General features: G+C 62.9%; 24 protein-coding genes and 2 pseudogenes. 11 read left to right on the plus strand and 15 right to left on the minus strand.

Annotated elements, in window-relative coordinates:
- Nucleotides 1–176: 176 nt before the first annotated feature.
- Complete coding sequence (locus tag SP6_RS18595) at nucleotides 177–527, minus strand: antitoxin Xre/MbcA/ParS toxin-binding domain-containing protein (RefSeq protein WP_042469460.1); 351 nt, start codon at nucleotides 525–527, stop codon at nucleotides 177–179.
- 127 nt (nucleotides 528–654) lie between these two features.
- On the opposite strand from SP6_RS18595, the gene SP6_RS18600 reads away from it, so the two are divergent.
- The gene (locus SP6_RS18600) at nucleotides 655–1,641 is read left to right on the plus strand and encodes a helix-turn-helix domain-containing protein (RefSeq protein WP_128130780.1); all 987 of its coding nucleotides are present in this window, start codon (nucleotides 655–657) and stop codon (nucleotides 1,639–1,641) included.
- On the opposite strand, the gene SP6_RS18605 is transcribed toward SP6_RS18600, so the two are convergent.
- The 7 genes from SP6_RS18605 to SP6_RS18635 form a co-directional block, all read right to left on the minus strand.
- Nucleotides 1,638–2,873: an MFS transporter gene (locus tag SP6_RS18605; protein WP_042469462.1), complete on the minus strand. Its 1,236-nt coding sequence runs from the start codon at nucleotides 2,871–2,873 to the stop codon at nucleotides 1,638–1,640. The two genes, SP6_RS18600 and SP6_RS18605, sit on opposite strands and share 4 nt — an antisense overlap.
- Nucleotides 2,874–2,892: 19 nt before the next feature.
- Complete coding sequence (locus tag SP6_RS18610; RefSeq protein ID WP_128130781.1) at nucleotides 2,893–3,588, minus strand: hypothetical protein; 696 nt, start codon at nucleotides 3,586–3,588, stop codon at nucleotides 2,893–2,895.
- Nucleotides 3,585–3,776 (minus strand): hypothetical protein, encoded by a 192-nt coding sequence (locus SP6_RS18615; protein WP_128130782.1) that lies wholly within the window; start codon nucleotides 3,774–3,776, stop codon nucleotides 3,585–3,587. Before SP6_RS18615 ends, SP6_RS18610 begins: the two co-directional genes overlap by 4 nt.
- Nucleotides 3,777–3,933: 157 nt before the next feature.
- Nucleotides 3,934–5,277 (minus strand): ABC1 kinase family protein, encoded by a 1,344-nt coding sequence (locus SP6_RS18620; protein ID WP_042469467.1) that lies wholly within the window; start codon nucleotides 5,275–5,277, stop codon nucleotides 3,934–3,936.
- A gap of 241 nt (nucleotides 5,278–5,518) precedes the next feature.
- Nucleotides 5,519–6,070 (minus strand): phosphoribosyltransferase, encoded by a 552-nt coding sequence (locus SP6_RS18625; protein ID WP_042469468.1) that lies wholly within the window; start codon nucleotides 6,068–6,070, stop codon nucleotides 5,519–5,521.
- A 280-nt stretch (nucleotides 6,071–6,350) separates the two neighbouring features.
- Nucleotides 6,351–6,788 (minus strand): MerR family transcriptional regulator, encoded by a 438-nt coding sequence (locus tag SP6_RS18630; RefSeq protein WP_042469469.1) that lies wholly within the window; start codon nucleotides 6,786–6,788, stop codon nucleotides 6,351–6,353.
- 117 nt (nucleotides 6,789–6,905) lie between these two features.
- Entirely contained in the window at nucleotides 6,906–7,949 is a 1,044-nt protein-coding gene (locus tag SP6_RS18635) for a mannose-1-phosphate guanylyltransferase/mannose-6-phosphate isomerase (RefSeq protein WP_082052575.1), read from the minus strand.
- Between the two features lie 295 nt (nucleotides 7,950–8,244).
- On the opposite strand from SP6_RS18635, the gene SP6_RS18640 reads away from it, so the two are divergent.
- The 8 genes from SP6_RS18640 to galU all read left to right on the plus strand — a co-directional run bounded on the left by SP6_RS18640 (nucleotide 8,245) and on the right by galU (nucleotide 14,894).
- A complete protein-coding gene (locus SP6_RS18640) occupies nucleotides 8,245–8,994 on the plus strand; it encodes a MauE/DoxX family redox-associated membrane protein (RefSeq protein WP_042469472.1) in 750 nt (249 codons plus the stop codon).
- Between the two features lie 65 nt (nucleotides 8,995–9,059).
- Nucleotides 9,060–10,022, plus strand: coding sequence for a tyrosine-type recombinase/integrase (locus SP6_RS18645; protein WP_042469473.1), 963 nt, complete (start codon nucleotides 9,060–9,062; stop codon nucleotides 10,020–10,022).
- Between the two features lie 40 nt (nucleotides 10,023–10,062).
- A complete protein-coding gene (locus tag SP6_RS18650; protein ID WP_042469474.1) occupies nucleotides 10,063–10,356 on the plus strand; it encodes a hypothetical protein in 294 nt (97 codons plus the stop codon).
- Nucleotides 10,357–10,550: 194 nt separating this feature from the next.
- The gene (locus tag SP6_RS18655) at nucleotides 10,551–11,510 is read left to right on the plus strand and encodes a replication initiator protein A (RefSeq protein WP_042469498.1); all 960 of its coding nucleotides are present in this window, start codon (nucleotides 10,551–10,553) and stop codon (nucleotides 11,508–11,510) included.
- A 453-nt stretch (nucleotides 11,511–11,963) separates the two neighbouring features.
- Nucleotides 11,964–12,818 (plus strand): helix-turn-helix domain-containing protein, encoded by an 855-nt coding sequence (locus tag SP6_RS18660; protein WP_045078464.1) that lies wholly within the window; start codon nucleotides 11,964–11,966, stop codon nucleotides 12,816–12,818.
- A gap of 212 nt (nucleotides 12,819–13,030) precedes the next feature.
- Nucleotides 13,031–13,684, plus strand: a complete 654-nt coding sequence (gene parA / locus SP6_RS18665) for a ParA family partition ATPase (RefSeq protein ID WP_042469475.1) — start codon at nucleotides 13,031–13,033, stop codon at nucleotides 13,682–13,684.
- Nucleotides 13,681–13,956 (plus strand): ribbon-helix-helix domain-containing protein, encoded by a 276-nt coding sequence (locus SP6_RS20580; RefSeq protein ID WP_082052576.1) that lies wholly within the window; start codon nucleotides 13,681–13,683, stop codon nucleotides 13,954–13,956. The genes parA and SP6_RS20580 overlap by 4 nt, the downstream gene beginning before the upstream one ends.
- 77 nt (nucleotides 13,957–14,033) lie before the next feature.
- The gene (gene galU / locus SP6_RS18670; RefSeq protein WP_042469476.1) at nucleotides 14,034–14,894 is read left to right on the plus strand and encodes a UTP--glucose-1-phosphate uridylyltransferase GalU; all 861 of its coding nucleotides are present in this window, start codon (nucleotides 14,034–14,036) and stop codon (nucleotides 14,892–14,894) included.
- 225 nt (nucleotides 14,895–15,119) lie between these two features.
- Here the strand turns inward: galU and SP6_RS20585 are convergent.
- A protein-coding gene (locus SP6_RS20585) for an IS5 family transposase (protein WP_128130792.1) occupies nucleotides 15,120–15,880 on the minus strand; the annotation gives its coding sequence in 2 pieces (ribosomal slippage) (nucleotides 15,120–15,547 and nucleotides 15,547–15,880; 762 coding nt in all).
- 157 nt (nucleotides 15,881–16,037) lie between these two features.
- On the opposite strand from SP6_RS20585, the pseudogene SP6_RS18685 reads away from it, so the two are divergent.
- Together SP6_RS18685 and SP6_RS21575 are read left to right on the plus strand one after the other, a co-directional pair.
- A pseudogene (locus tag SP6_RS18685) lies at nucleotides 16,038–16,478 on the plus strand (IS5 family transposase); the annotation flags it as partial.
- A gap of 245 nt (nucleotides 16,479–16,723) precedes the next feature.
- Nucleotides 16,724–16,897, plus strand: a pseudogene (locus SP6_RS21575) (integrase core domain-containing protein); the annotation flags it as partial.
- On the opposite strand, the gene SP6_RS18690 reads toward SP6_RS21575, so the two are convergent.
- From SP6_RS18690 to SP6_RS18715, 6 genes are all read right to left on the minus strand, one after another.
- Nucleotides 16,864–17,810 (minus strand): IS630 family transposase gene (locus SP6_RS18690; protein WP_128130786.1). Its coding sequence is split into 2 segments (ribosomal slippage): nucleotides 16,864–17,474 and nucleotides 17,474–17,810, totalling 948 coding nucleotides; the frame shifts between segments, so codons are not numbered across the junction. The pseudogene SP6_RS21575 and the gene SP6_RS18690 sit on opposite strands and share 34 nt — an antisense overlap.
- A gap of 239 nt (nucleotides 17,811–18,049) precedes the next feature.
- The gene (locus SP6_RS20595; RefSeq protein ID WP_232254025.1) at nucleotides 18,050–19,240 is read right to left on the minus strand and encodes a glycosyltransferase; all 1,191 of its coding nucleotides are present in this window, start codon (nucleotides 19,238–19,240) and stop codon (nucleotides 18,050–18,052) included.
- A 69-nt stretch (nucleotides 19,241–19,309) separates the two neighbouring features.
- Entirely contained in the window at nucleotides 19,310–20,419 is a 1,110-nt protein-coding gene (locus SP6_RS18700) for an acyltransferase family protein (protein ID WP_082052577.1), read from the minus strand.
- Between the two features lie 107 nt (nucleotides 20,420–20,526).
- A complete protein-coding gene (locus SP6_RS18705; protein ID WP_042469502.1) occupies nucleotides 20,527–21,660 on the minus strand; it encodes a glycosyltransferase family 4 protein in 1,134 nt (377 codons plus the stop codon).
- A gap of 146 nt (nucleotides 21,661–21,806) precedes the next feature.
- Entirely contained in the window at nucleotides 21,807–23,006 is a 1,200-nt protein-coding gene (locus SP6_RS18710) for a hypothetical protein (RefSeq protein ID WP_128130787.1), read from the minus strand.
- A 205-nt stretch (nucleotides 23,007–23,211) separates the two neighbouring features.
- The gene (locus SP6_RS18715) at nucleotides 23,212–24,609 is read right to left on the minus strand and encodes an exopolysaccharide biosynthesis polyprenyl glycosylphosphotransferase (RefSeq protein WP_053003317.1); all 1,398 of its coding nucleotides are present in this window, start codon (nucleotides 24,607–24,609) and stop codon (nucleotides 23,212–23,214) included.
- Nucleotides 24,610–24,735 lie beyond the last annotated feature (126 nt).

Genomic DNA, 24,735 nt, shown 5'->3' on the forward strand with positions numbered 1-24,735 from the left:
CCCAATGGAGTCGTGCCCCCTCCCCCGAAAAGGGTTCGCGCTGATAGCGGATGGTCAGCATTCGCCAGAGTGGGCAGCGAAGGGGGCGGATGGGATAGGTCATGGCAAAAGGCTAAGCCGGTGTCGATCCGGGATGCGATCGCGCATTGTTGTAGAGAGCTTCTCTACAACAGTGGTCAGGAATACACCCCTTCGGCCATGCGATCGAGGTCGCGCAGGACCAGCGCGGCATGGCCTTCCTCGACGAGCTGCACGGGCGTCTTGCCGAAGCCGGGCAGCGGCTGGTGCCGGAACCAGATGATCGCACGACCCTCGTCCCCCGACAGCTCGGCCGCGCGCATGATGATCTGTGCGATCTCGCCGAGGCGCGCCTGGACCGCCGGGCTACCCGGCTTGGCCGCCATGGTGTTGCGGTTGATCTGTGCCAGCTTGGCCAGCCGGGTCAGCGGGAGGCGCAGTCGCTCGGCCATGCGAAGCGGAGCGATCATGTCGTGGTCGCGGATATCGTCCAGAAACGCGGCGAGCATGTGCAAATTCCTTGCCTCTGATATGCTCGTTTTCCGCCTGCGCTTCAAAGGCGACACAGTGTACGAAAGCCCCTAGTCTGCCCCGTCCCCCGGTAGAGGGAACGGCAACAGGAGCGGGCGCGACAAGGTGAAGGAAACCATCGCTTTTTCCAGCGAGGGCATGGATGCGGAGACTGGCTTCGCCCGCTATCGCCAGCTTTACGCGCAGGGTGCCGATGTCGAGCGGCTGGACGGGCCGTTCCATGCGCGCGTTACCGGCTGGCGGTTTCGCCATATGCTGCTGTTCGACCGGCATTTGTCGGGCATGGCGCATGCCCGGGAGGAGCGGGTGCAGGCCGATGGGTTCGACCATATCGTGCTCCACCATGTGCTGGCGGGCACACTGATCGGCCATGCGCGCAGCGGTTTCACGCAGGCGGGGTCGGGGGACATCGTCTTTCTCGACACGCGGCGCGGCCACCGGACTGAGGCGCACGGCTTACACATCATCACCGTCAGCATCGCACGCGACATGATCCATGCCGCGCTGGGCAGCCTGGGCGCGCTGCACGGGCTGGTCGTGCGGGCACCCGATACGGGGATGCTGAGCGATTTCCTGCAATCTTTGGTCCGGCATGCGCCGACGCTCGACGACCGGCATGACGGGGCCTTTGCCCGCGCACTGATCGAGCTCCTCCCCACGGCTCTGGGGGGGCCGCGCGACGTGGCGGTGGAGGCCCGGCGGCAGGATCATCTGCGGCGCGAGGCGGTCGAGCAGTTGATCGAGCGCGAGATCGATAATCCCAACCTGACCGGTGCGGTCATCGCCGAGCGGGTCGGCGTGTCGCGCGCGACGCTCTATCGCCTTTATCAGCGCAATGGCGGAATCGCGCAGCATGTCCGCCGACGCCGGGTGGATGCGGTGCGCCGCGCGCTGGAGGGCGAGGATATGGTCCCGCTGGCCGAGCTGGCGCGCCGTTACGGGCTGGGCGATGCCGGGGCGCTGACCCGCGCCTTCCGCGCCGATCGCGGGGTCGATCCCGACAGCTATCGCCGGACCATGCGCCAGACGCAGGCCGATACGGTCGAGACGGGGACGCGACGCTGGAACGGCTGGATGCGCGAACTCGACTAACGCGCCCGGCGGACCGCAATCCCTGCGGCCGCGCAGCCCAGCACACAGGTCGCCCCCAATACCATGCCGACCGCATCGGCCAGCCCAGCCAGCGCCTGGCTGGCCAGCCCGACCGCCCAGGGGCCGAGCGCGGTGCCCAGCAGCGTGACGATCGTCAGGAAGATCGCCGTCGCCTCGACCCGCAAACCGGCGTCGGTCCGCGCCTGAAGCCCGATCATGGCATTGGCCAGCGCCATCGACAGGCCGACGACCGCGAGCGTCAGCGCGGCCAGCGCCATTGCGGTCGAGAGGCTGTGCGTCAGCGGCCAGAGCGTGAAGCCGCACAGGCCAAGCCCCAGCAGCATCAACCCCGGCGCGACGCGCGCCCCCTGCCCCAGCCGGTCGGACAACCATCCACCCAGCCCGTGCCCCGCCATCCCGGCCAGCATGATCGCCAGCCCCACCTGCAGGCCGGCCTGGGGCGGCGTCAGCCCATGCTGGCGGATCAACAGGCTGGCCGACCAGCTGGTCAGCGATTGCAGCGCGAGGACGCCGCACAGGGCGGCCAGGATATGCGGGGCGAGCGCGGCCCGATCGGCGATCATTCCTCGCAGCGCCGAACCCATCCGGGCGGTCGCGGGGCGGGCATGGCGGACCGGTTCCCGCCAGAGATACAAAGTCAGGCTGAAGGGCAGCGCCAGCAAGCCCGCGACGATCAGCACCAGCCGCCAAGGGGCGATCCCGGTCTGCGGGGCCAGCGCCGCGAACAGCGCGAGCAGCCCCCCGCCCCCGATCATCGCCACCCCCCGCCCCAGCGAGGCACCGGCGGTGAAGAAGGCGATGCCCCGCCCGCGATGCGCCGGGATCATGGTCAGGACGATCAGGCCGATCGCAGCCGGTCCGATCGCCGCCTGCGCTAGGCCCATCAGCATCCGTGCGGCAATCAACGCCTCGACCGACCCCGCCCATCCGCAGGCCAGCGTCGCCAGGCTCGACCCCAGCAGCGCCAGCGCGAGCAGTCGGGCGAGCGGCCAGCGCCGTGCGGCCATGATCATCGGGATCACCGCCAGTCCGTTGACCAGTGCGAAGGCCGGCCCCTGGACAAAGCCGATCGCACCGTCACCCAGATGCAGCGCGGTCTTGATCGGCTCGATCAGGATCGACAGCAGGAAACGGTCGCCCACCGCCAGCATATGGACCAGCGCCATCAGCAGCGCGACGCCATAGCCTTTGCGTAGCGCCGATCGGGTCAAATCCGGTTCCGTCCTGTTGTCAGCGTGCCCCCATGGCGCGATCCTGTTGCCAGGCGCCGATCGGGTCGATCCTGTCATAGGGCGCGGACGGCGCATCCGAAAGCCCGATGCGGATTCGTTCTGGGGACCAGGCGGCCTGCAAAGCCGATATGTCGTCCCAATCGCCGTCCAGCCAGCGCGTGCGGTCTTCGGTGGCGATGATCATCGGCAGGCTGGACCAAGGTGCATGGCCGCTCACGCAGCCCAGCATCGCGAAACAGCGCGCACCGCCATGATCGCGCCAAAGTCCCGCCACGGTAAACAAAGGACTGTCCGCCAGCGTGAACCACGCCGCCCGCCCGCTCCGCACGCCGGAGGGCGACAGCGCGACACAGGCGGCGGTCAGCGGGATCAGGCAACGCTGCGCGGGACGCTCGGCCAGCCGGCGCCACCAGGGCAGCGACAGGCTGAGGATCTGGGTGGTCGGCCAGCATGCCTCGCCCCCGCTAATGTCCCAGCGCTGGGTATCCAGGATAGGGCCGCCTTTGCCCCCCCGCAGAACGAAGGCGGGATCGCCGGCGTGCAGGTCCTGCAAACGTGACCAGGCACCCCAGGACCCCTGCCCGCTTTGGGCAATGGCGAAATCGCGGCACAGCTCGCGGGCCGTCCGGTCCAGTGTCGCGCGGTCGGTCGACGGGGGCGTCATGCCGGCCATGGGATGGGGGCCGACGATCACGGGACACTGGCCCAGAGCCATTTCCGGTGCGTCACCGAATAACGGCGCCGGACCGATTGGCAGAGCAGGACATGACGGCGATGATCATCCTGCAGGGTCACGACCCGAAACAGGACGAAGACCGTCCGCCAGCTGCGCGTCCGCACGAATGGAAGCGCCAGCGACACCTTGGGGAAGCGCAGCATCACGATAAGAAACTTTGATCGAGGAATGGCGCGGAACGAAGAGGACGTGGTTGGGCACAACCCCATCGCCCCGACGAAGCCAATTTAGATCAAGGGGTTCCATCTGCCCATCTTGGACACATCATCGTCTCACAAATGAGACGCCGGTGACGGAGAACGCCTAAATGGAGGGTATGTCCGCGCCGATCGCATGGGCCGCCAGCCCGCGCACATCGACCCGCGCCTTCAATCGCGCACATAGCAGCGCGCTGCCGCTGATCTTGCGCTGGACGAACAGCGTTTCGACATGCGGGACATGCCAGGTATCGCGGTCGGCGATCATCGGACGCGTCTCTTCGCGTACCACCGGCACGAAGGCGCGGTCGCCGAAGTCGAAGGGACCCGGCCGCGCCATCGTATCGTCGATGGCGGCGATGATCCGGTCGACCGCCGGGCGGTGCGCGGCGACCGCCGCCTCACCCAGAAAACCCGTCTCCACCGCGATCTCGCGGATGCGGTCGCGGTCATGCGCCAGCCCCGCCTCGATCAGCCGGCGATAGGAGGCGACGGTTTCGGGCGGCACGTCGCGCGCGGCACCGAAATCGAGCAGGACGAGGCGCTGGGTTTCGGGTTGCCAGCGGTAATTGGCGAAATTGGGATCGGTCTGCATCATGCCGAAATCAAACAGTTCGTGCAGGACTAGATCGATCAGCGCGGTCATCGCGCCGTCGCAGCTCGCCTGATCGGCCTCGGACAGCGTCTCGATCGGCTGGCCGGGGATATAGTCCATCGCCAGCACCAGCGGCGTGGTCAGCGACATCTCCGGCTTGGGCACGACATAGCGCGGATCGTCCGCCAGCCGCTCGGCAAAGCGGTGCATCCGGTCCGCCTCGCGGATATAATCGGCTTCCTCGGCGAGCTGGGTCTTGGCTTCCGCCAGCAGCGGCTTGAGGTCGATCGCGGGCGGGATCAGGTTGGACACGCGCAGCAACGTCGCGACATTGTCGACGTCCGAGCCGATGCTGTCGCGCACGCCGGGATATTGGACCTTGATCGCGAGCACCCGGCCGTCGGGCAGGGTCGCGCGGTGGACCTGCCCGATCGAGGCGGCCGCCATCGGCGCGGCCTCGAAATGGCGGAAGCGGCGACGCCAGTCGGCGCCCCATTCGGCGCGCAGCACCTTGTCGAGCTGCGCGGGCGGCATCCGGTAGGCCTGATCACGGAGCCGTGCGAGGATGGTCTGGAGTTCGGGCGGCAACAGGTCGCCCGCATCCATCGAGATCATCTGCCCCAGCTTCATCGCCGCACCGCGCAGATGCGACAGCCGGTCGGCGACGCGCGCGGCATTGCCGGGGGTCAGGACCAGATCGCCCAGTCTCGGTCGCTCGCCTTGCGCCAGACGCCGCGCGCCCTCGGCCAACATGCCGCCGGCGACCCCACCCGCGAGCCGGCCGAACGCGCCGGCGCGGGCGAAGCGTCCACTGGGCACGGCGCGGTGGGTCGGCTTGTCATTGTCATTGGCCATGCTCGGCATAGCGGCGGGGATAGGGGTTGGTTCCCTCGGTGCCGTGCAGGAGCCAACAGTCCGACCTGTCAGAATGAAAACATATCGACATGTCTTCAGGTGGGTGAGGCGACAACCGGGGATGGCTCCCGTCTTGACGATAGCAGGCAGGGAGTGAGGCGCGTCCCAATGTTCGCTACACGCCTCCGTCCATACCGGCGGATTGAACCTCTATTTCAATCCCCGGGCCGTGCTCCGATGGTCAGCGCAGGATGATGTCGGCGCCATGTTTGTGCGTCCGGATTTCATCCTCGGTCAGGCCATTGATCTCATGTGGGAAGATGAGCCAGTCATTCGTCTCGTGGACGAAAAAGTCGGGCTTGAGATCGGTCACGTTGCGCGACGGCTTGTAATAGACGGTCGCGACCTTCACCGCGTCCGGCAGGTTGTTCCGGCACCGCTGTTTCAGTTCCTTCAGGAGGGCGCGGATCGACCGCCCGGAATCGAAGACATCGTCGATCAGGAGCAGGCGATCCTCGGGGTTGAGGACGTCCACGAGATGGCCCAGGCCATAGATGCGGACCTGCGGCTCCTGCTGGTCGATGCCCGTATAGGAGGCGGTACGGATGGCGATATGGTCGCTCTGGATACCGCGATATTCGAGCAGTTCCTGAACCGCGATGCCGACCGGCGCACCGCCGCGCCAGATGCCGACGATATGGGTCGGGCGAAAGCCGGAGTCGAAGACCAGATTGGCCAGGCGGAAGGAATCCTCCAGCAGGCGGTCGGCGGACAGATAGATTTTGGTGGTCAAGGATCGTCCATCATCGTTGCGGAGCGGGGCACGAAGCCATCGGCCCCTGATAGGCGATCCGTTTTGGCGGGCTCCTGCGGGAAGAGCAACTATGGTGTGACCAGACGGAGCCATGGCAAGCGCGTGGGTCGGAAACGTAACGAGGGGCTGTGCCGAGAAAAGTGTCCCGTCATCGTCTCTTTGTTTCGTCATGCCCTACCAGATAACGCGTACAATCGTATCAGATAATCAGCATGTCGAACTGTCTACATGTCGATCAGTAGTAATTCCTTCTTTAGGATCATCGGGAAAGCGGCCCCGGGCAGGTCTCCGCCTCATGTTCGAAAGACAGCAGGATCGGGCATGGTCCTGCCGCCCCGTTTCCGCATTCGCGCGCCAGATGGTCGAGCGCGGACCGCGCCTTTTGCAACCCCGCGATCTGCACATCCAGCGCCGCAATCCTCTCCCGCGCCAGATCGCGCACCCGCGCCCGGTCGTCGGTCGCATCCAGCGCCAGCAACGCGCCGATCTGCGCCAGTGTGAAGCCCGCCTGCTGCGCCGAGCGAATGAAGCGAAGCCGCCGTGCATCCTCCTCGCCATAACGCCGGATGCGGCCCGCCCTGCCCGGCCCCTGCGGACGCTCGGGCGTAGCGAGCAGGCCGCGCCGCTGATAATAGCGGATCGTCTCCACCCCTACCCCGCCCTCACGCGCCAGCCCCGCGATCGTCCAGTCGGGCATGATGCCACTCCAACCTGCCAATGACCTTGTGCGGATAAATGCTAGAGAGTTTGTCAGCCTGTTATCGCTGGACGCCAAGCGCGGCCAGATAAGGGGCCGGATCACCGGCCCCGTGATTTAGCGCTTCATGGCCTCAATCAGCTTCTTGACGTCCTGGCTATGTCCACGTGGCAGGATCAGGATGTCTTCGCCGCTTGCTACCACGATCAGGTCCTGTACGCCGACCGCCGCAACACGTACGCCGTCAGTGCGGATCAGGCAGTTCGTGGTATCGATGGCCAGCACCTCGCCGCGATGGGCATTGCCGAAGCCGTCCAGCTCACTGATGGCGTGCAGGGCATCCCAGCTGCCGACATCGTTCCAGCCCATGGCGACAGGGACTACCGCAACACGGTCGGCACGTTCCATCACGGCATAGTCGATCGAGTCTGACGGGCATGCGGCAAAGGCGGCCTCATCGGGGCAGATGCGTTTGCCGTCGTGCTTGGCTGTACGGACCGCATCTTTGGCTGCGGCGAGCATCTCCGGCGCATGCCGACCAAGCTCTTCCAGATAACGGTCGGCACGGAACAGGAAGATACCGCCGTTCCAGGCGTAGTCGCCCCGCGCGAGCATGGCTTCCGCCCGTTCCAGCTGAGGCTTTTCGACGAAGCGGGCAACCTGATGCACACCTCTGGCGATCTCGCGACCGACCTGGATCCAGCCATAGCCTGTCTCGGGCGTGTCCGCCGAAATGCCGAAGGTGGCGAGCCAGCCTTGGGATACCATGGGCAGCGCTGCTCGAATGGCGCTGTGGAATGCATCGAGATCTTCGATGACGTGATCTGATGGCATGACCAGCAGCACATCCTCGGGCTGGGCGACAAGAGCCGCCAGCGCGATGGCGGGTGCAGTGTTGCGGGCAACCGGTTCCAGGATCAGCGCCTGGGGCGGGGTGCTTGCTTGGGTCAGCTGGCTTTCGACCAGATCGGCATGGCGTTGTCCCGCCACGACAATCGGGGCTGCAAAACCGTTGGTGTTGGTCCGCTGGGCGGTCAATTGCAGCATCGTCTCGTCCGATGTCAGCGCTAGCAACTGCTTGGGCATTTCCGGCCGGGACATTGGCCATAAACGCGTACCGGACCCGCCGGACAGAATTACCGGCACGATCGAAATGTTCATGGAGACTTCCTTGTGTTGTCGCGCCATGTGCAAAATAGGCGATCAATTTCGATGTTGAAAACGTCATGCGACGCTCGGTTCGCGGGCGCAACAGAAACGCAGATATTTGCCCGCCTAGCTGTCCCAATCTTGCTCTAAAGGTGGGTATCAGTCCGCTCGGAATGTAAAGTAGACATGTCGACGCGTTCACATGCGGGATCGTCGGCGATGATGAAGTTGGCAAGACGCCTTACCATTGACTCCGTACTATGGTACGGATGCCATATGGGATGCGCACCCTGATCGGAGAAGAACGATGGCCAGCGCCGCCCCCAGGACAGCAACCCTGTACCGCATGGTGATGGACACGCATGTCTGTCCCTATGGCCTGAAGGCCAGGGACCTGCTCCGGCGCCAAGGCTATCGGATCGAGGATCATGCCTTGCGGACCCGCGAGGAAACCGACGCCTTCAAGGCCGAGCATGGCGTGAAGACCACGCCGCAGGTCTTTATCGGGGGCGAGCGGGTGGGTGGCTATGACGATCTGTGTCGCTTCTTCGGCAAGCGCGTCGCCGACCCCAAGGCCACGACCTATCGCCCGGTCGCGGCGCTGTTCGCCATGACCGCGCTGATGGCGCTGGCCGCGTCGCAGGCGGTCTATGCGACGCCCCTGACCCTCCGTGCTGTCGAATGGTTCGTCGCGTTCAGCATGGCGGTGCTGGCGCTGCTGAAGCTCCAGAATGTCGAGAGCTTTGCGACCATGTTCCTGAATTACGACCTGCTCGCCAAGCGTTGGGTCCCCTATTCCTATGTCTATCCCTTTGCCGAAGGGTTGGCCGGTGTCCTGATGCTCGCCGGCGTGGCGGTCTGGGCCTCGGTGCCGATCGCGCTGGTCATCGGTGGCATCGGCGCGGTGTCGGTCGTCAAGGCGGTCTATATCGACCGGCGCGAGCTGAAATGCGCCTGTGTCGGCGGATCGAGCAACGTGCCGTTGGGCTTCCTATCGCTGACCGAAAATCTGATGATGATCGGCATGGCGCTATGGATGCTTATCCGACATGTATGATTGTCGACACGGGGACACGTAGACTTGTGAGAGGGTTATGGGGCTGCTAGCATCGGTGTCGTCCCATGGCCCGGCTGTCCCCCCTCCCCTCGCCCACGCTGCAATTGCCCGCGATCGTTGCTGCGGCGGATGAGCGGGCGCAGAAGCATTTCCTCGAATTTTTCGTCGCCACCATCCGCAATGCCCATACCCGGCGCTCCTATGCGCGTGGCGTGTCCGACTTCCTCGCCTGGTGCGCCGAGCGCGGTGTCGTCGCCCTCCCCCAGATCGAACCGATCCATGTCGCGGCCTGGATCGAGGAACTGGGCCGCGAACTGTCGGTGCCGACGGTCAAGCAGCGACTGGCGGGGATACGGCATCTGTTCGACTGGCTGGTGCGCTGTCATGTCGTGCCGACCAATCCGGCGATCTCCGTACGCGGGCCGGCCTATAGCGTTCGGCGTGGCAAGACGCCGGTGCTCGATCCCATCGAGGCGCGCGAACTGCTCGACAGTATCGACGTGTCGACATGTATAGGCCTTCGTGATCGCGCATTGATCGGGTTGATGGTCTACAGCTTCGCGCGGGTCGGGGCGGCGCTGGCGTGCCGGGTCGAGGATGTGTTCGTCCAGAACCGCCGCCTTTGGGTGCGGCTGCACGAAAAGGGTGGCAAGCGGCATGAGATGCCGTGCCACCACAATCTCGACGAATATCTCCATGCCTATATCGACGGCTGCGGGCTGGCTGAGGATCGCAAGGGCTATCTGTTCCGTACCATCGCGCGCGGCACCGGCCGGCTGTCCCAGACCCCGCTGCCCCAAGCCAATGCCTATCAGATGGTCCGCCGGCGCGCGCTGGCGGCCGGGATCGGCACCGCGATCAACAACCATTGTTTCCGTGCGACGGGGATCACCGCCTATCTGAAGAATGGCGGCACCCTCGAGCGCGCGGCCGCGATGGCCAACCATGCCTCCACCCGCACAACCCAGCTCTATGACCGGCGCTCGGATACGGTGACGCTGGACGAGGTAGAGCGGGTGATCATCTGACATGTCGGATTGTCGACATGTCGTCAGAAAGGGGTGGGGCATGGAGAATATCACGGCGAACCGACTGGCGGCCGGATCGGTGCTGCGCTTCGCCTATCTTGCGCACCTTGCGCTGGTCTTTCCAATCTGCCTGCTATTCGGGCTGATCGGCATGATGGGCGGCGGCACGGTCTATCATAACGGCCAGACGGTTCATGGCTTGCCGGCGCTGTTCATCGCGCTGGCGCTGGGGGCCATCCTTCCCTTGCTGCCGGCCTTGTGGTTCTGGCTGGGTGTCCTGGTCCTGCGGCTCTTGCGGGGCAGGGGGCCTGGCCTGAGCGTCCGGCAGGACTGAAGCCTCGCTCTACCGGGCCTTTCCTTCCGCTGGTCGCAGCCGGATGGCGCCCGGCGACCCCGTCGATAGAAGCACCGCGCGCCCGGCCCAATTCATACTCGAAAGCACGAATTCAATCGTCCGCGAGGTGGTTTCCCCAAGGGGCAGGGCGCTGGCCCTCCCCAAAGTTCGTGCTTTCGAGTATGAAATCCAACATGACCCGTACGCCCACCCCCGCGCGCAAAAAGGACGCCAGTCCCCCCCGATCGCCGGCCCGCCCACAGGGCGACCTGTTCCACCTCGACAGTCCGCTGACCAGCGAGATCCGGGGCGAGCGCTCGCTGATGGCCTTTCCCTTCTTCGCGCTCAGCAAGACCGCGTGGATGAAGCCGCTGACCTATCATCACGCCAATGTCTCGATCGAGGTCCGCCCCTCGGCGCGGGGGGTGGCGACCATCTATGACAAGGAGATCGTCCTCTACATCGCCAGCCTGATGGCGGGAAAGATCGAGCGCGGCGAGGAGGTGGGGCAGGACTTCATCTTCACCGCGCACGACCTGTTCTCGGTGACGAGCTCCAACCATTCGGCGCGCTCCTATCAGCGGCTGTCCGAGGCGCTGGAGCGGCTGCAGGGCACGCAGATAAAGACCAATATCGAGGCGGGCGGCGAGGGCGAGGAGGGCTTCTTCTCCTGGCTGTCTGAGGCGCGGCTGCATTATTCCAAGACGCGCACCGGCGAACGGCGGCTGAAGGCGGTCAAGGTGCGGCTGTGCGACTGGCTCCACCGCGCCATTCTGCGCGATCGGCAGGTGCTGGCCTATGCGGCCGCCTATTTCCAGCTCGGCCCGGTCGAACGGCGCATCTACGAGGTCGCGCGCGCGACCGCCGAGGAGGGGCGGTTGGAGATCGACCTGGCGACCTTCCGGCTCCAGATCGGCTATCAGAACCCGCTCGCCAATTTTCGCGCCGCGATGAAGGCGATCGCGCAGGCCGACGCCATTCCCGATTACCAGGTCGAAGTCATCGAGGATGCCGAGCCCGAGGAGCCGGCTGAGGGCAGGGGGCGGGGGCGACGCGCGCCCTCCGCCCGGGTGATCGTGACCGCGCGTCCGCCCGCGCTGGCGGATGAGGTTTCGGAGGCGCCGCGAATCACATCGGCGCCTATCGAGGCGTGATTCGCGGAGCGCGATCCAATTCATACTTGATAGCACGAATTTTTGGGGTGAATTCATACTCGAAAGCACGAATGCTTCGTCAAATTCCTATCCGATAGCACGAATAACGCGCCCGAATTTTGTAATTCGGGCGCTGTTTTTTTGAATTCATACTCGAAAGCACGAATCGTCACGGCTTACTTTGTTGGAGATTTACTGCAAGGTTAACCCATATCGCGGGTCGAGACCTGTGAAGGCAGCATATGGGAGCGGTCGTGACCACATAAAGGAAAGCCCGGCACGAAGGCCGGGCATCCCAGGTATTACAGGAGCGACGTCGCCAAACGTCGATCCGGGGCATCACACACCCCCTCCTAATACGCCTGTCGCCCCTGCGGTTCAAGGATGCGCGCTTCGCGCCACGCCCTTTCTCGTCCTTTTTTTGGTCCGGCCCCGGAAATAAGGGGAAGGAAGATGACGGCGTTCACCTTTGGTGAAGCGACGACGCGCGCGCTCGCACAGGCCGCGGCCACGCGATCGGGGACATCTGTGCGCATGGGTCATCGCACCGGTGCCCGCGTCCGCCGTGACAGCATCGAGGCGGGGACGTTCGAGGACATGTTCTTCGCCACGCCGGCCAAGGGCGAGTGCGACCGGCTGATCCGCATGGCCCGCACCGCGCTGGATGCCGGTCGGCGGATCAAGCGCGAGGCGCGGGGGCAGCGCAGGGTGCTGACTGGCCCCGAACAGGCGCTGGCCAGCCTGACGGCCGGCGCGGTGCGGGTCTATGAGGAGCTGTGCACGCTCGCCCGGCTCAATGCGGGGCGTGTCTATCCCAGCTATGACCGACTGGCGGCCGCGACCGCGCTCGGCCGTGCCACCGTCGCGCGCGCGCTCCAGATCCTGGAGGAAGCCGGCTTCCTCGTCCGCCAGCGCCGGTTCCGGCGGGTGGAGGGCGAGGGGCCGGGGCCCCGCTGGGAACAAACCTCCAACGCCTATCGCCCGGTCGTGCCCAAGCGGTTGTTATCGCTGCTGCCCCGCTGGCTCCGCCCCGCCCCGGTTCCCGACGATGTCCTTCAGCATGTGGCCGAGCAGGCCGGGGAGCAGGAACGGCTCAAGGCGCAACTGACCTGTCGCGAACTGGCGCAGTTCACCGTGGGAGGAGCGCTAGGCCGCGTACTGGCCCGGCTGGGCATTGCCATTGATCGACAGACGCCTGTGCGAGAGTCTCATGCTGATCCTGAACCCCTTCCCAGTTTATTTGAAAGGGAGAGTAAGGCCTCACCCTTGTCGGGTGAGACGTCCCCTAACGCCCCTGAGGCCACGTGAAACGCCCGCCACAAACGATATAACCGGGGGAAATGACAGGAAGCGCCGGCTTCGCCGACGCCATGCTCCCTAGAAGGAGCAAGCGGATCCGTCAGCCTGTCCTTCGGCCTGTTTGGTGATGTGGAGGAGGAGAGTCGAAATAAGCCTGATCCGGCCATCATGTGTCGTTTCCTTCTCGACACGTCGGCCTGTCGACATGTAGTCCATATGACATGCCGACAATCGCGATCATCAGCCAAAAGGGCGGTGCGGGAAAAACGACCCTGGCCATCCATCTTGCCGCGGCAGGACAGGAAGCCGGCCAGGTTTCGCTCATCATCGACACCGATCCCCAAGCGACCGCCAGCCAATGGGCGTCCTGGCGCCACGACGCGCCGCCCGAAGTCATCGACAGCCCACCCCCGCGTCTCGCCGCTAAGGTCGAGCAGGCTAAGGGGCAGGGGGCCAAGCTTATCGTCATCGACACGCCCCCACACGCTGACAGCGCCGCCCGCGCCGCAGTCGAGGCGGCCGACCTGGTGCTGATCCCCTGCCGGCCGAGCGCCTTCGACCTCTCGGCGATCCAGACGACCGCCAAACTGGTCCAGCTGCTGCGCAAACCCGCCTTCGTCGTGTTCACCGCCGGCAACCCCAACGCGCCGCGAGTCTATGCCGAGGCGGGCGAACTAGTCAAAAGCTATGGCACCCCGCCATGCCCCGTCCTGATCCCCGACCGGGCCGCGTACCGCCACGCCTCGGCGGAGGGGCGCACCGTCATGGAAACCGAACCGGCGGGCAAGGCGGCCGAAGAAATTCGTGAACTCTACAAGTGGACATGTCGACAACTAGACCTGCCTGTCCCTCGTTTTAAGAAGGTCCCTGCATGAGCCGCAAACCCAGCTTCGCCAATCTGCGCAATCGTACCGCGCCAGTCGCGGCGCAAGCCCATCAAACTCCCGTTACTAATAGCGATGATGGAAGAGCCAGTCGTCCTGCTAGTCGAGAGGGCCGCAAACAGATCGCTGGCTTCTTCACGCCCGAAATGTCTTTAGCAATGCATATGATGGCACGACGGCAGGGGCGAAGCCTTCAGGCGCTAATGGCAGAGGCGTTTGACGATGTGCTGCGCAAATATGGGGAAAGCCCGGTGGGGGGATGAGACTGTGCCTTTTGAGACAGGCTAACGTTGTTAGGTTCAAGCTCGTCGGATAGTGCCTTCGACACACAGGAGGTTTCATGACGATCAAGAAAGTGCGCAAGGCCGTGTTTCCGGTGGCGGGTCTGGGGACGCGATTCCTGCCGGCGACCAAGGCGATGCCGAAGGAAATGCTGACCGTCGTCGACAAGCCGCTGATCCAGTACGCGGTCGAGGAGGCACTCGAAGCCGGCATCGAGCAGATCATCTTCGTCACCGGGCGCGGCAAGGGCGCGCTCGAGGACCATTTCGACATCTCCTACGAGCTGGAAGCCACGATGAAGGCGCGGGGCAAGAGCCTCGCGGTACTCGACGGCATCCGCCAGAAGCCGGGCAGCCCGGTCTATGTCCGCCAGCAGGAGCCGCTGGGCCTGGGTCATGCGGTGTGGTGCGCGCGCGAGATCGTCGGCGACGAGCCGTTCGCGGTGCTGCTGCCCGACGAACTGATGGTCGGCGGCTTCATGAAGCAGATGGTCGAGGCCTATGACCAGGTCGGCGGCAACGTCATCGGCGCGCTGGAAGTGCCCGACAGCGAAACCGACAAATACGGCATCATCTCGCCCGGCAAGCAGGACGGCCGCCTGACCGAGGTCACCGCGCTGGTCGAAAAGCCCAAGGGCAAGGCGCCGTCGAACCTGATGATCCCGGGCCGCTATATCCTCCAGCCCGATGTGATGGACATCCTCGACGCGCAGGAGCCGGGCGCAGGCGGCGAGATTCAGCTGACCGACGCGATGGCCAAGCTGATCGGCAAGCAGCCCTTCCACGGATTCACCTTCGATGGTCAGCGTTACGACTGCGGCGACAAGGCCGGCTGGCTGACCGCGAACCTGGCGCTGGGCGTTGCCCGCGAGGACATCGGTCCGGCGGTGCGGGAGTTCGCCAAGACGCTGTTCGCCTGAGCAATACAAGTCATAAAAAATTTATTAACAATAATACTGTGTAACAGATAACTTTTAAATCAAGAAGAGATAATATTATATGAGGATCAGTCGCTGTGCCACAACAGGTGGTTTACTCACGCTCGGCAGCACTTTTTGGCTTGGGGGCTGTGGAGGGGCTGACGAGAGCGATGTGATATCTCAGCCTTTTCCTATTCCAACACCGTCATCGACTAGGCTCAGGACTCATTGATTGATCCAGAAGATGACGGAAGCGGCGAGTGCGATGGCCGACATGAAGGCGTGAGCGCATCGGTCGTAGCGGGTATGGATGCGTCGCCAGTCCTTGAGGCGACCGAACATGTTCTCGATCCTGTGACGACGGCGGTAGAGGGCAGCATCATGCGGGATCGGGACCTTGCGGCCTTTGCGTGACGGGATGCACGCGCTGGTGCCACGCGCAGCAAGCGCTTGGCGGAACCAGTCGGCGTCGTAGCCGCGATCGGCGAGCAGCACCGGAGCAGGCGGCATCGCCTCGAACATGAGGGCCGCTCCCTTATAGTCGCTCATCTGCCCTTCAGTGAGTAGCATGACGCGCGGGCGTCCCCGATCGTCGCAGACGGCGTGCAGCTTGGAGTTCAGGCCGCCTCTGGTGCGGCCGATACATCGGGGAAGAGCCCCTTTTTGAGCAGGCTGGCTGCCGTCCGGTGCGCTTTCAGATGCGTGGCATCGATCATCAGCTGATCCGGTGGTCCGCCCTCGGCTGCCAGTCCGGCAAAGATCCGGTTGAACACGCCCATTCGGCTCCAACGGATGAACCGGTTGTAGATCGTCTTGGGCGGACCGTAAGCCGCTGGTGCATCCCGCCAGCGCAGACCGTTGCGGATTACAAAGATGATGCCGCTGACGATCCGCCGGTCATCCACGCGCGGCACGCCATGCGACAGCGGAAAGTACGGCTCGATCCGCTGCATCTGCTCGTCCGTCAGCCAGAACAGGTCACTCATCAGCGGCTCCTCCACCACCAATGAATCAACTCGCCACCGCTCACGCAAGCGATTTAATAGGTCCTGACCCTAGCACGCCTATTGCAAACCCATCTCCTACCCCCTCACCCGTTTCAAATATGAAGTCAATTACTATTGTACTTGGCGGATCGAGTAGTCCAGAGGCGGCCTGAACTCCAAGCTGCATGCCGTCTGCGACGATCGGGGACGCCCACGCGTCATGGTACTCACCCAAGGGCAAATGAGCGACTACAAGGGCGCTGCCCTCATGTTCGAGGCGATGCCACCCGCTCCGGTGCTGCTCGCCGATCGCGGCTACGACGCCGACTGGTTTCGCCAGGCGCTTGCCGCCCGTGGAACCGCTGCCTGCATCCCGTCACGCAAGGGTCGCAAGGTGCCGATCCCGCACGATGCCGCTCTCTACCACCGTCGCCACAGGATCGAGAACATGTTCGGCCGCCTCAAGGACTGGCGACGCATCCATACCCGCTACGACCGATGCGCTCACGCCTTCATGTCCGCCATCGCACTGGCCGCTTCCGTCATATTCTGGATCAATCAAGGAGGCCTGAGCCTAGAGCGTTTTTCGCCGACGTGAGTCGAAGGGGAATTCCCACGGGGGCGCTGATCTGATTCACGATGCTAGCTGGAGGGAGGCCGGCATGGATGGGCAAGCCGTTGTCGATGGATCTGCGGTTGCGAGCGCTGGCCGCAGTTGACGAGGGGATGAGTTACCGGGCTGCGGCGGTGCGGTTGGGTGTGGCGGCCGCGACGGTGTCCGGTGGCACGACCAGCGCCGCAGCACGGGCACCTATGCCGCCAGGCCGCAGACACGCGGTCGCGGCGAGACGGATCATCGAGGCATGGCGGACCGACTACAACACCGTGCGTCCGCACAGCAGCCTTGGCGGCATGGCACCCGCCGAGTTTACCAACCGCCCACGCCACGGGCACGAGGACACCGAAGCTAGAGCGTTTTTCGATCAGTCTGCATCGTATCCACAGTTTGCGAAGTAGTTTGCGCATTCCAGTGGCGAGTAGAGGTCGAGGATGTGGCCGATGGCGTTCCAGAGGCCGTGGATGGTGCGCTCGGCGGCCTTGCGCAGATGCGCTTTCAGCTTTGCGAACGCTTGCTCGATCGGGTTGAAGTCAGGGCTGTAGGGGGGGAGGAACAGGAGCCTGGCACCGACGCTTTCGATGGCGGCGCGCACGGCGGGCGCCTTGTGGCTCGACAGGTTGTCCATGATGACCACGTCGCCACGGGCGAGTTCGGGCACGAGGACGCGGGTGACGTAGGTGAGGAATGCGTCGGCATTCATCGGCCCATCGAGCACCCATGGCGCGACCATGCCGGTGCGGCGCAGCCCGGCCGTGAAGGTGGTTGTCTTCCAATGACCGAAGGGGATGCCGGCGCGCAGGCGCTCGCCCCGCCGGCAGCGGCCATGTCGCCGCGCCATGTTGGTGCTGGCCCAGGTTTCGTCGATGAAGACGAGGCGCGCAGGGTCGAGGTCGAGTTGGCCATCGAACCACTCCTCGCGTTGCTTCAGGACGTCGGGGCGATCCTGCTCGGTCGCGTGGCCGGTCTTTTTTTGCGCGTGATTCCGTGCCGGGCGAAAAACCGCCACAGCGTGGCGATGCTGACGCTTACGCCCCGCCCGGACAGCATTTCGCGCAACTCCGCCAGCGTCGGGTCCGGCTGCTGCTCGATCGCGTCCAGGATGAAGGAGGCATGCTCCTCTATCCTAGCCGTGCGACGGTCGCCGCCCTGCGGCTTGGCCGCCGGCGTGCCGTGCCGAAGTGCCAGTTGTCGCCACCGGATCGCACTCGCTGCGCTGACCCCGAAACGTTCGGCCGCCTGTCGGCACGACAGCCCGCCTTCGACCGCAGCGACGACACGGTCCCGAAGATCACGCGATAAGGCTCGACCCATCCCTGCCGGCCTCCTTCGCCAGCATGGATCGTGAATCAGAAAAACGCCCCCGTGTGAATCCCTGTCGATTCAGTCCGCTCGAAAACTGCTCTAACTTATCAGCGGCCTGAAAATGGGGAGCACGTCAACCTGCTATGACTACCGCATAATCCATTTCACTGCCTTTGCCTATTTCACCGCTCTTGCAATCTATCTACATCGAATGGTGATTGACTTTAAATCAAGTCTTACTACCTCAATCAGGTCGTAGCCATCGCATGCCGAGGAAGTTTACTTTGATTATTAACAATAACTTCAGCGCGGGCAACTTCATATGCAAAATTACGCAGAAAATGACCTCGAGCAAAACGCTGTGCATTAGTGATCGCGGCCTCTGGGTCAAAGCTTGGGAGCCAAGTATCAAAGCGATTTAGTGCGTCGATCAGCGATTCTGCGGTCTGTTCATAAAAGTGAATGCCTGTCACGCCATCGATCACTGTTTCCGTGCCGCCTCCGCGGCCGAAGACGACGACCGGACGACCAGCTGCCTGAGACTCGACCGGAATGATGCCGAAGTCTTCTTCGGCAGTGAAAATCAGTGCGGAGGCTCGAGCATAGGCAGCCCGTAGGTCGTCGAAGCGCATCCGCGTGGTAAAGCGCACGTTTGGACCAGCTCGTGCCTTCAGCATTTTTAACATTGGGCCATCGCCGATGACGTGCAGTTTGCGGCCGGTTCGAGTGAAGGCATCAACTGCTATATCAGGGCGCTTATAGGGAACGAGTTGGCTGATCCAGACGCACTCGTCGCTGACATCGTCCGTTCGTTGGAACAGGTCGACATCGACTGGCGGATAGACGACGCTGGCATCACGCCCCCAGAATTTGCCGATGCGACGCCGGACAAACTGGCTATTGGCAATGATGAGGTCGGGTCGTGAGGCGCTTGAGCGGTCCCAGGCACGCATACGCGGCGCAATCAATTTCAAGTACAGCCCGGCCAGACGCCCGCTGGCAGCTCGATAGGCATGATACTGATCCCACAGATACCGCATAGGCGAATGGCAATAAGTGACGTGAATCGCGTCGGGTCGGGTGATCACGCCTTTAGCCGGGCCAGCTTCACAGCTAATGACCAAGTCGTAGGCGCTGAGGTCGAGCGCCTCAAGCGCACCAGGCATTAGTGGGAGGTATTTCTGATATTGTCTCCGGGCGAAGGGTAGCTTGGCAATCGCTGTCGTAAAGATACGGTGTCGCTTAATAGTCTGCGACAAGGCCGAGCGATCGACAACATGGGTGAAAATGTCGGCATCCGGGTACAAGTCACAGATTCGCTCCAGTACGCGTTCACCACCGCGCATTACCACCAGCCAGTAATGGATGATGGCGACCTTGCGAGGCCTGACTGGAGCAGGAGCAGGGACGTCAGGCATCGGGGGCAGGGCGGAGGTCATTTATGGATATCCTGTCGAAATGAAAGCGGTAGCGGCGTCAGGAAAAGGGCGAGCTACGATCTGATAGTATTACAGGCGGGGCGGCGTTTCCTGCTGGTCTAGCAGGGTCGCCTGCGCCACCCATCGCCGTCCACCTTGCCCAAGCGCGAGGCCGAAGGCCGGCAACAGGCCGAGCTGTTTCATGACGAGATAGGCTATAACCGGCGCGCCCATGCCGATCGCCGTGCACAGGACGAGATACAGCCAACTGATGGGCGGCACGTGCAAGATTTTCATCAAAATGATTCGCGCACCAGCGCCGGCAAGAATATGCATGACGTAGATTGCCATCGACATGGTACCGATCGCCACCAGCGCGGCCACATGTTCCAGCCGCTGCGAAATCCATAGCATCACCACGATCCCACCGATAGCGGCAGGCAGCATGAGTACGGAGTTGTAGTTGCTGAAGCCATGATGATGGGCGACGGCGATGGCGGCGGCGGCCAGCAGCGTTAAGCCCGCCGCAACCCCGCCACCTATGCGTAGCAGGTCACGCAGCTTCGGACGACCCATCGCCATTCCCGCAACGAAGAAGATCGGAAAATGTAGTAATTGATGGCCAAAATTGTCTTTCGGTAGCCATTCTCCGATCAGGAAGGCAGCCAAGGCCAGGACGAAGAATAGCGGCAGTGGCAGGACGCTGGCCAGCATCATGAACAGGAATAGCGCATATAAGAACCAGAAAGGTGAAATAGGTGCCCAGGCGATGTAAAGCATTTGACGGGGGTCAAAGGCATTGTTGGTGACATGGCTGAGTACGGTCATGATGGTGCCCGACAATAGAGACCAGAGCACATAGGGATACAGCACGGAGGCGATTTTGCTGCGTCGAAAATAGGTCATCCCTTTGCCAAGGCTGTTTGGCACGTTGAGACCGGCCAAAAACATGAACAGTGGCATATGGAATGTGTACAGCGCGAAATCGAATAACTGCCAGCGGACATCCCGAAGCGTCCCCGCCGACACCAACCCACGCTCCATGTGGCCGAGCACGACCAGGAATATTCCTATACCCTTCGAGGCATCCTGCCATATGTAGCGGGCCGACGATCGGCTGAGTCTGTTGGTTGCTGTTTCGTACACCTGCGGTGAGGTTCTTGGCCACCTCTGCGGCGAGGGGGCTGGTCCTTCAGTCATCTAGAAATCTTTCTGATATTCGCACGATGCTAGCCCAGCTTCGACGGGGGGATAGACGAAGGCCAGTCTGCCCGCCCATTCCTGATGATAGTGTTTCACCCGCAGACTTAGCGACGATCCCCGGTATCTTCCAATAGGCTTTGGGGAAGATGGGATGCACCGCAGGCAATAGCCTCGATCGCGTCGGCCAACGTATCAGCCGATGTTATCCAACTGAACCGGGTCAGTTGGGCATGCCCCACGGCGATCCGCTGCGCGCGCCATGCCTCGTCCTCCGCCGCACGCTGCATCCATCGCGCCAGCGTCCGGTCGTCATGCGGATCAAAATATTCGGCTGCATCGCCACAGGTTTCCTGGACCGCCTGCGCCGTGCTAGCCAGCACCGGGCAATCGTTCGTCATTGCCTCCAAGGGAGGAATACCAAATCCTTCGTACAGGCTAGGAAATATGAGCGCGCGGGCCGAACGCATCAGCCCGGCAACTTCGGCATCGTCCAATCTGCCCGGCAGAATAAGTCCTGGCCCCTTGGGTGGAAGATGGCCGTGTCCGAACACCGACCCGTCTAACCGTCCGACTGCGACGAGACGGATGGGCGAGGGCTGCAACTGCGCCAGCGCGCGAATGGCGACCGCTAGATTTTTGTTGGGAGCAATATTGCCGAGGATCAGAAAATAGGGGGTGTTTTCCAAATGAAGACGATCGACGATCTTCATATCAGGTGTGATGGAAAGGTGTTCCGCGCCGTTCTTGGCAACTATGATCTGCTGACTAGGCACGCGGAGCACTTCGGCCAGCTCGCGCTGTGAAAATTGCGATACCGTCGCCAAGTGCGCGCGCCGGGCCAGCAGACGATCGATCGTATTATGCACCCAAGCATAGGTTTTTCCGAAATTCTCTGGGTGCCGCTGTACCGCAGCGTCGTGTATCACAACAAGCTGGCGGCGCAACGTAACTGGCCCGGTCGCACCCAAGCACAAAGCGGCCCCCGCGCGCGCTGCCCAAGCAAATTCCAGCTGATCCCAGACATGCCCGCCGCGTCTCCCGACGACCCGTTGTTCGATATGCCGCAATCCGGCATCGCGCGCACCTTGCGGGGTAAGTAGGACGTAAGGGTTGGCCGCCCGGCCTGCGCCTACGCGCTGGTCGAGGCCGCGGACGATCTCGTTGGCATAGCGTTGCACGCCGCTCAACGTTTGGGTCAGGAAACGGCCGTTAATATAGATGGTGCGCCCGGTCGTCATCCCGTCCCCTGTGCATTGAAAGCTGGCGATATACCCGTCCACACACTTTGGCGATGCCGCCCACCGCCGCATAGTCCGGTGTTGCGGCGGGTCAACCCATCAGGATGCCACGCGCTCCCATAGCAGAGCCACGCACGCGGACGTGATTATCGCGGCCGGGCCGGCGAGGGCAGGTTTTGACCGTTGAAGTGAAACTGCCCCCAAGACGTCCGCTTGAGATCAATGTCGCCGCCCAAGGCCTCTCCCGGCGCGTCCGTCAGTCCCACCAGATCGATATGCAACCAGGTAAAGTGCCGCGCGCCGTCGCCATGTATGTTGTCGGTCAGGCGTGGATTCGCCATCCGGGTGTCGGTTGCCGTCAGGCGTTCGTAGCTGTGCGTACCGGTCATGCGTGCCGACAGGATAAAGGGAACGCCGTCGCATTCCTGAATGTCGATGAACCCCGAACAGTCGCGCCCACCCAAAAGCGTAGCATAGCCAGCGGCATGGGGCCCGCGAATATGATTGAGCTTTAGGGCATAGCGAATGCGGTTGAGCTGCGCGCTGTTGCTGTCGAGTGCGCAGGCCGCCCGATCACCCATGCCGATCACCTGTCCGGCGATCTCGCCGTCGGAGACATCCTGCACGCTGCTGGAGATTCCTAAGCGGGCGGGGCGGTCACGGCCGCTCAACAGGATGATCGGCTGGGCAAAGTCGCGGGCCAACCCGATGCCCGTGACGCACTGCGAAGCGGTAAAATCGCGAATCCACCAGTCGCGCACCCCGAACGTATCAAAGGAATCCTCGCTGCACACATAGATGGCAGCCGCTGAGGACCGCGAGATGCGTGGGCGCAGATGGTGGATAGCTTGGCCGCCTACGATCGACAGGCCGCGCGCGTGAGCATCGGCGACGACTAGATCTTTGGTCGCAATGTTGCGGCACGTCCGACCGTCGCCAAAATAGCTGACGACCGCGAATCCGTCGTCACCCGAGGCGAAGACGCTGCAGTTCATGAAGGATAGGTCTTCAGACCCGTGGGTGACATGGATGCCGTCGGCGCGCGTGTCTTCAACTCGCAGCCTGGCGACGCTGCCGTCGTGCGCACCGAAGAACATTGCGCCCGATCCCGCAAACCCCTTGGCAGCCCCATCGGCATCAATGCGTACGTCAGAGATGCTGAAACCCGATGCGGTGACGACCAGCCCGCAATGCGTCAATTGAGTGCCGCGCTTTGTGCTGGTGCCCGTCAGCCTGACGTTGCGTAGCGCCGTTCCTTTCCCAGACAAGAACACCGTGCCCTGGTCCGGCGAGGTCGCGCGCAGCGTGCACCCGCGCCCGTCGAACGCAATGCCGTCCAGCCGCAACGGACCCTTATGGGCATAGACCGCCTGGGCTTCGCCCAGGATCGTACCGATCCCTTGCGCCTTGGCCCGTTCGACCGCCGCGTTGATCGCGCCGGTCTGGTCGCGAGTGCGATCTGATACGATGCCGAAAGAGGCAAGCGTCCGAGTAGCCCCTGTGACCGCCCCGGCCTGATCAGTCAGATCGCGGTCCGGACTGGGATGGCCATCAGAAGGCGTTGTCATGCCGGATGACGAAGATCGTTCGGAAAATGATCCAGATATCGCGGTTCATCGACCAGTTGCGCAGATATTCCAGGTCGGATGCTAGACGGTTGGATAGGTCGCTGGCTAGGACGGTCGCCCCGCGAAAGCCGCGAATCTGGGCTAGACCCGTCACACCGGGCTTGACCACGTGGCGGTGCCGATAACGATCGTCGATTTCCCAGTACAGGCGTTCGGCGGCTTTGGCCGACAGGGCGTGCGGGCGTGGTCCAACGATGCTCATCTCGCCACGCAGCACGTTAAGCAACTGCGGAAGTTCGTCGATACTATTGCGCCGGATGAATTGTCCCACCCGCGTCACTCGGCTGTCATTACGGGCGGTCAGAACGCTAGCCGACGGGTCGCACTTGTCGGTATGCATGCTGCGGAACTTGAACATCATGAACAGAACGTTGTCTCGGCCGATGCGCTGTTGCCGGAACATAACCGGGCCGGGCGATTCTAGCTTGATTGCGATGGCCACCGCCAGCAGCACCGGCCCGAGCAGGGTCAGCGCTAACAGTGAGACCACAATGTCGAACGCGCGCTTAATAATTCGAGCGCGCAGGTGCAGTGGCCCCGTTGAGACAACCAGCGTGCGCAGGCCGCGATGTTCGCTGATCCCCAGAACGCCAATCTGATCCACCTCTGGTGCGATGATCTGCCCGTCGACCGCCATGCACTTCAAAACATGCGACCATGAGGGTACGCGATCGTCGTTACAGGCCACCAGCACCCGGTCGGCCTTACCGATCAGCTTCGCCAAGCGGTCATATTCCATCGGATCGTCGGTGAGAGGGTCGAACCCGATTGAATTCGTATTGATCACCTTATCCTGTGGCGCGGCGTCCCAAGATATATTGTCGATGAGCACGATCTGGCTGAACACCTGATCATTCAACCGGCGCAAGATCATGCGTCCGACGAATAGCCGTTCAACAATTAGTAAGGTCATTGAGCAAAAGGTGCCGCTCCAAAAGATAACGCGTGAGAAATTCTCGCCTACCTTGAAAGAATAGGCAACGATCAGCGTCACCGCAGCTGCGAATACCAGAGCGCGTACGGCCTTGAACGCGCCGACGCGCGGGTCGCCGAGCGTGGGATTACTATAGGCGCCGTTAATACCAGCAAAGCCCAGGAACGTCGGAATGATCACCGACATCATGGTTACGCCATGCGATGCAAGCCAGTCACCGATATAGAGTTTGTTCACGACTAAGAAGCTAGCCGCGACGGTGCATATATCGACGACGATCAGCGCAAGGTAATAGCGGATCCTACGATATTCCATGTTCTGGATGACGGGCATGTCAAAAATATCCGCGTTGGCCCGATCGTGCGTCCCACTGATGTGCGTGGTCATTTCATAATCCTGGCAAGGATGCGCTGGTGTTGCTGGCGAAAGATGACGGCCGGGCAAGATGAATGTGAAGTTTCACCACATGGTCCGGGAAAGGCAGTGCTGTCTACGCCCTGCATCTCGGTATCT

The organism is Sphingomonas paucimobilis NBRC 13935, from assembly GCF_000739895.2.
Lineage (GTDB): Bacteria > Pseudomonadota > Alphaproteobacteria > Sphingomonadales > Sphingomonadaceae > Sphingomonas > Sphingomonas paucimobilis.

What these genes read in the sequence shown, in the direction of transcription:
- SP6_RS18595 (WP_042469460.1), bottom strand. Translation starts at nt 527, where the DNA reads ATGCTCGCCGCGTTTCTGGACGATATCCGCGACCACGACATGATCGCT.
- SP6_RS18620 (WP_042469467.1), bottom strand. Translation starts at nt 5,277, where the DNA reads ATGGCCAATGACAATGACAAGCCGACCCACCGCGCCGTGCCCAGTGGA.
- SP6_RS18630 (WP_042469469.1), bottom strand. Translation starts at nt 6,788, where the DNA reads ATGCCCGACTGGACGATCGCGGGGCTGGCGCGTGAGGGCGGGGTAGGG.
- SP6_RS18635 (WP_082052575.1), bottom strand. Translation starts at nt 7,949, where the DNA reads ATGAACATTTCGATCGTGCCGGTAATTCTGTCCGGCGGGTCCGGTACG.
- SP6_RS18640 (WP_042469472.1), top strand. Translation starts at nt 8,245, where the DNA reads ATGGCCAGCGCCGCCCCCAGGACAGCAACCCTGTACCGCATGGTGATG.
- SP6_RS18645 (WP_042469473.1), top strand. Translation starts at nt 9,060, where the DNA reads ATGGCCCGGCTGTCCCCCCTCCCCTCGCCCACGCTGCAATTGCCCGCG.
- SP6_RS18650 (WP_042469474.1), top strand. Translation starts at nt 10,063, where the DNA reads ATGGAGAATATCACGGCGAACCGACTGGCGGCCGGATCGGTGCTGCGC.
- SP6_RS18655 (WP_042469498.1), top strand. Translation starts at nt 10,551, where the DNA reads ATGACCCGTACGCCCACCCCCGCGCGCAAAAAGGACGCCAGTCCCCCC.
- SP6_RS18660 (WP_045078464.1), top strand. Translation starts at nt 11,964, where the DNA reads ATGACGGCGTTCACCTTTGGTGAAGCGACGACGCGCGCGCTCGCACAG.
- parA (WP_042469475.1), top strand. Translation starts at nt 13,031, where the DNA reads ATGCCGACAATCGCGATCATCAGCCAAAAGGGCGGTGCGGGAAAAACG.
- SP6_RS20580 (WP_082052576.1), top strand. Translation starts at nt 13,681, where the DNA reads ATGAGCCGCAAACCCAGCTTCGCCAATCTGCGCAATCGTACCGCGCCA.
- galU (WP_042469476.1), top strand. Translation starts at nt 14,034, where the DNA reads ATGACGATCAAGAAAGTGCGCAAGGCCGTGTTTCCGGTGGCGGGTCTG.
- SP6_RS20595 (WP_232254025.1), bottom strand. Translation starts at nt 19,240, where the DNA reads ATGACCTCCGCCCTGCCCCCGATGCCTGACGTCCCTGCTCCTGCTCCA.
- SP6_RS18700 (WP_082052577.1), bottom strand. Translation starts at nt 20,419, where the DNA reads ATGACTGAAGGACCAGCCCCCTCGCCGCAGAGGTGGCCAAGAACCTCA.
- SP6_RS18705 (WP_042469502.1), bottom strand. Translation starts at nt 21,660, where the DNA reads ATGACGACCGGGCGCACCATCTATATTAACGGCCGTTTCCTGACCCAA.
- SP6_RS18715 (WP_053003317.1), bottom strand. Translation starts at nt 24,609, where the DNA reads ATGACCACGCACATCAGTGGGACGCACGATCGGGCCAACGCGGATATT.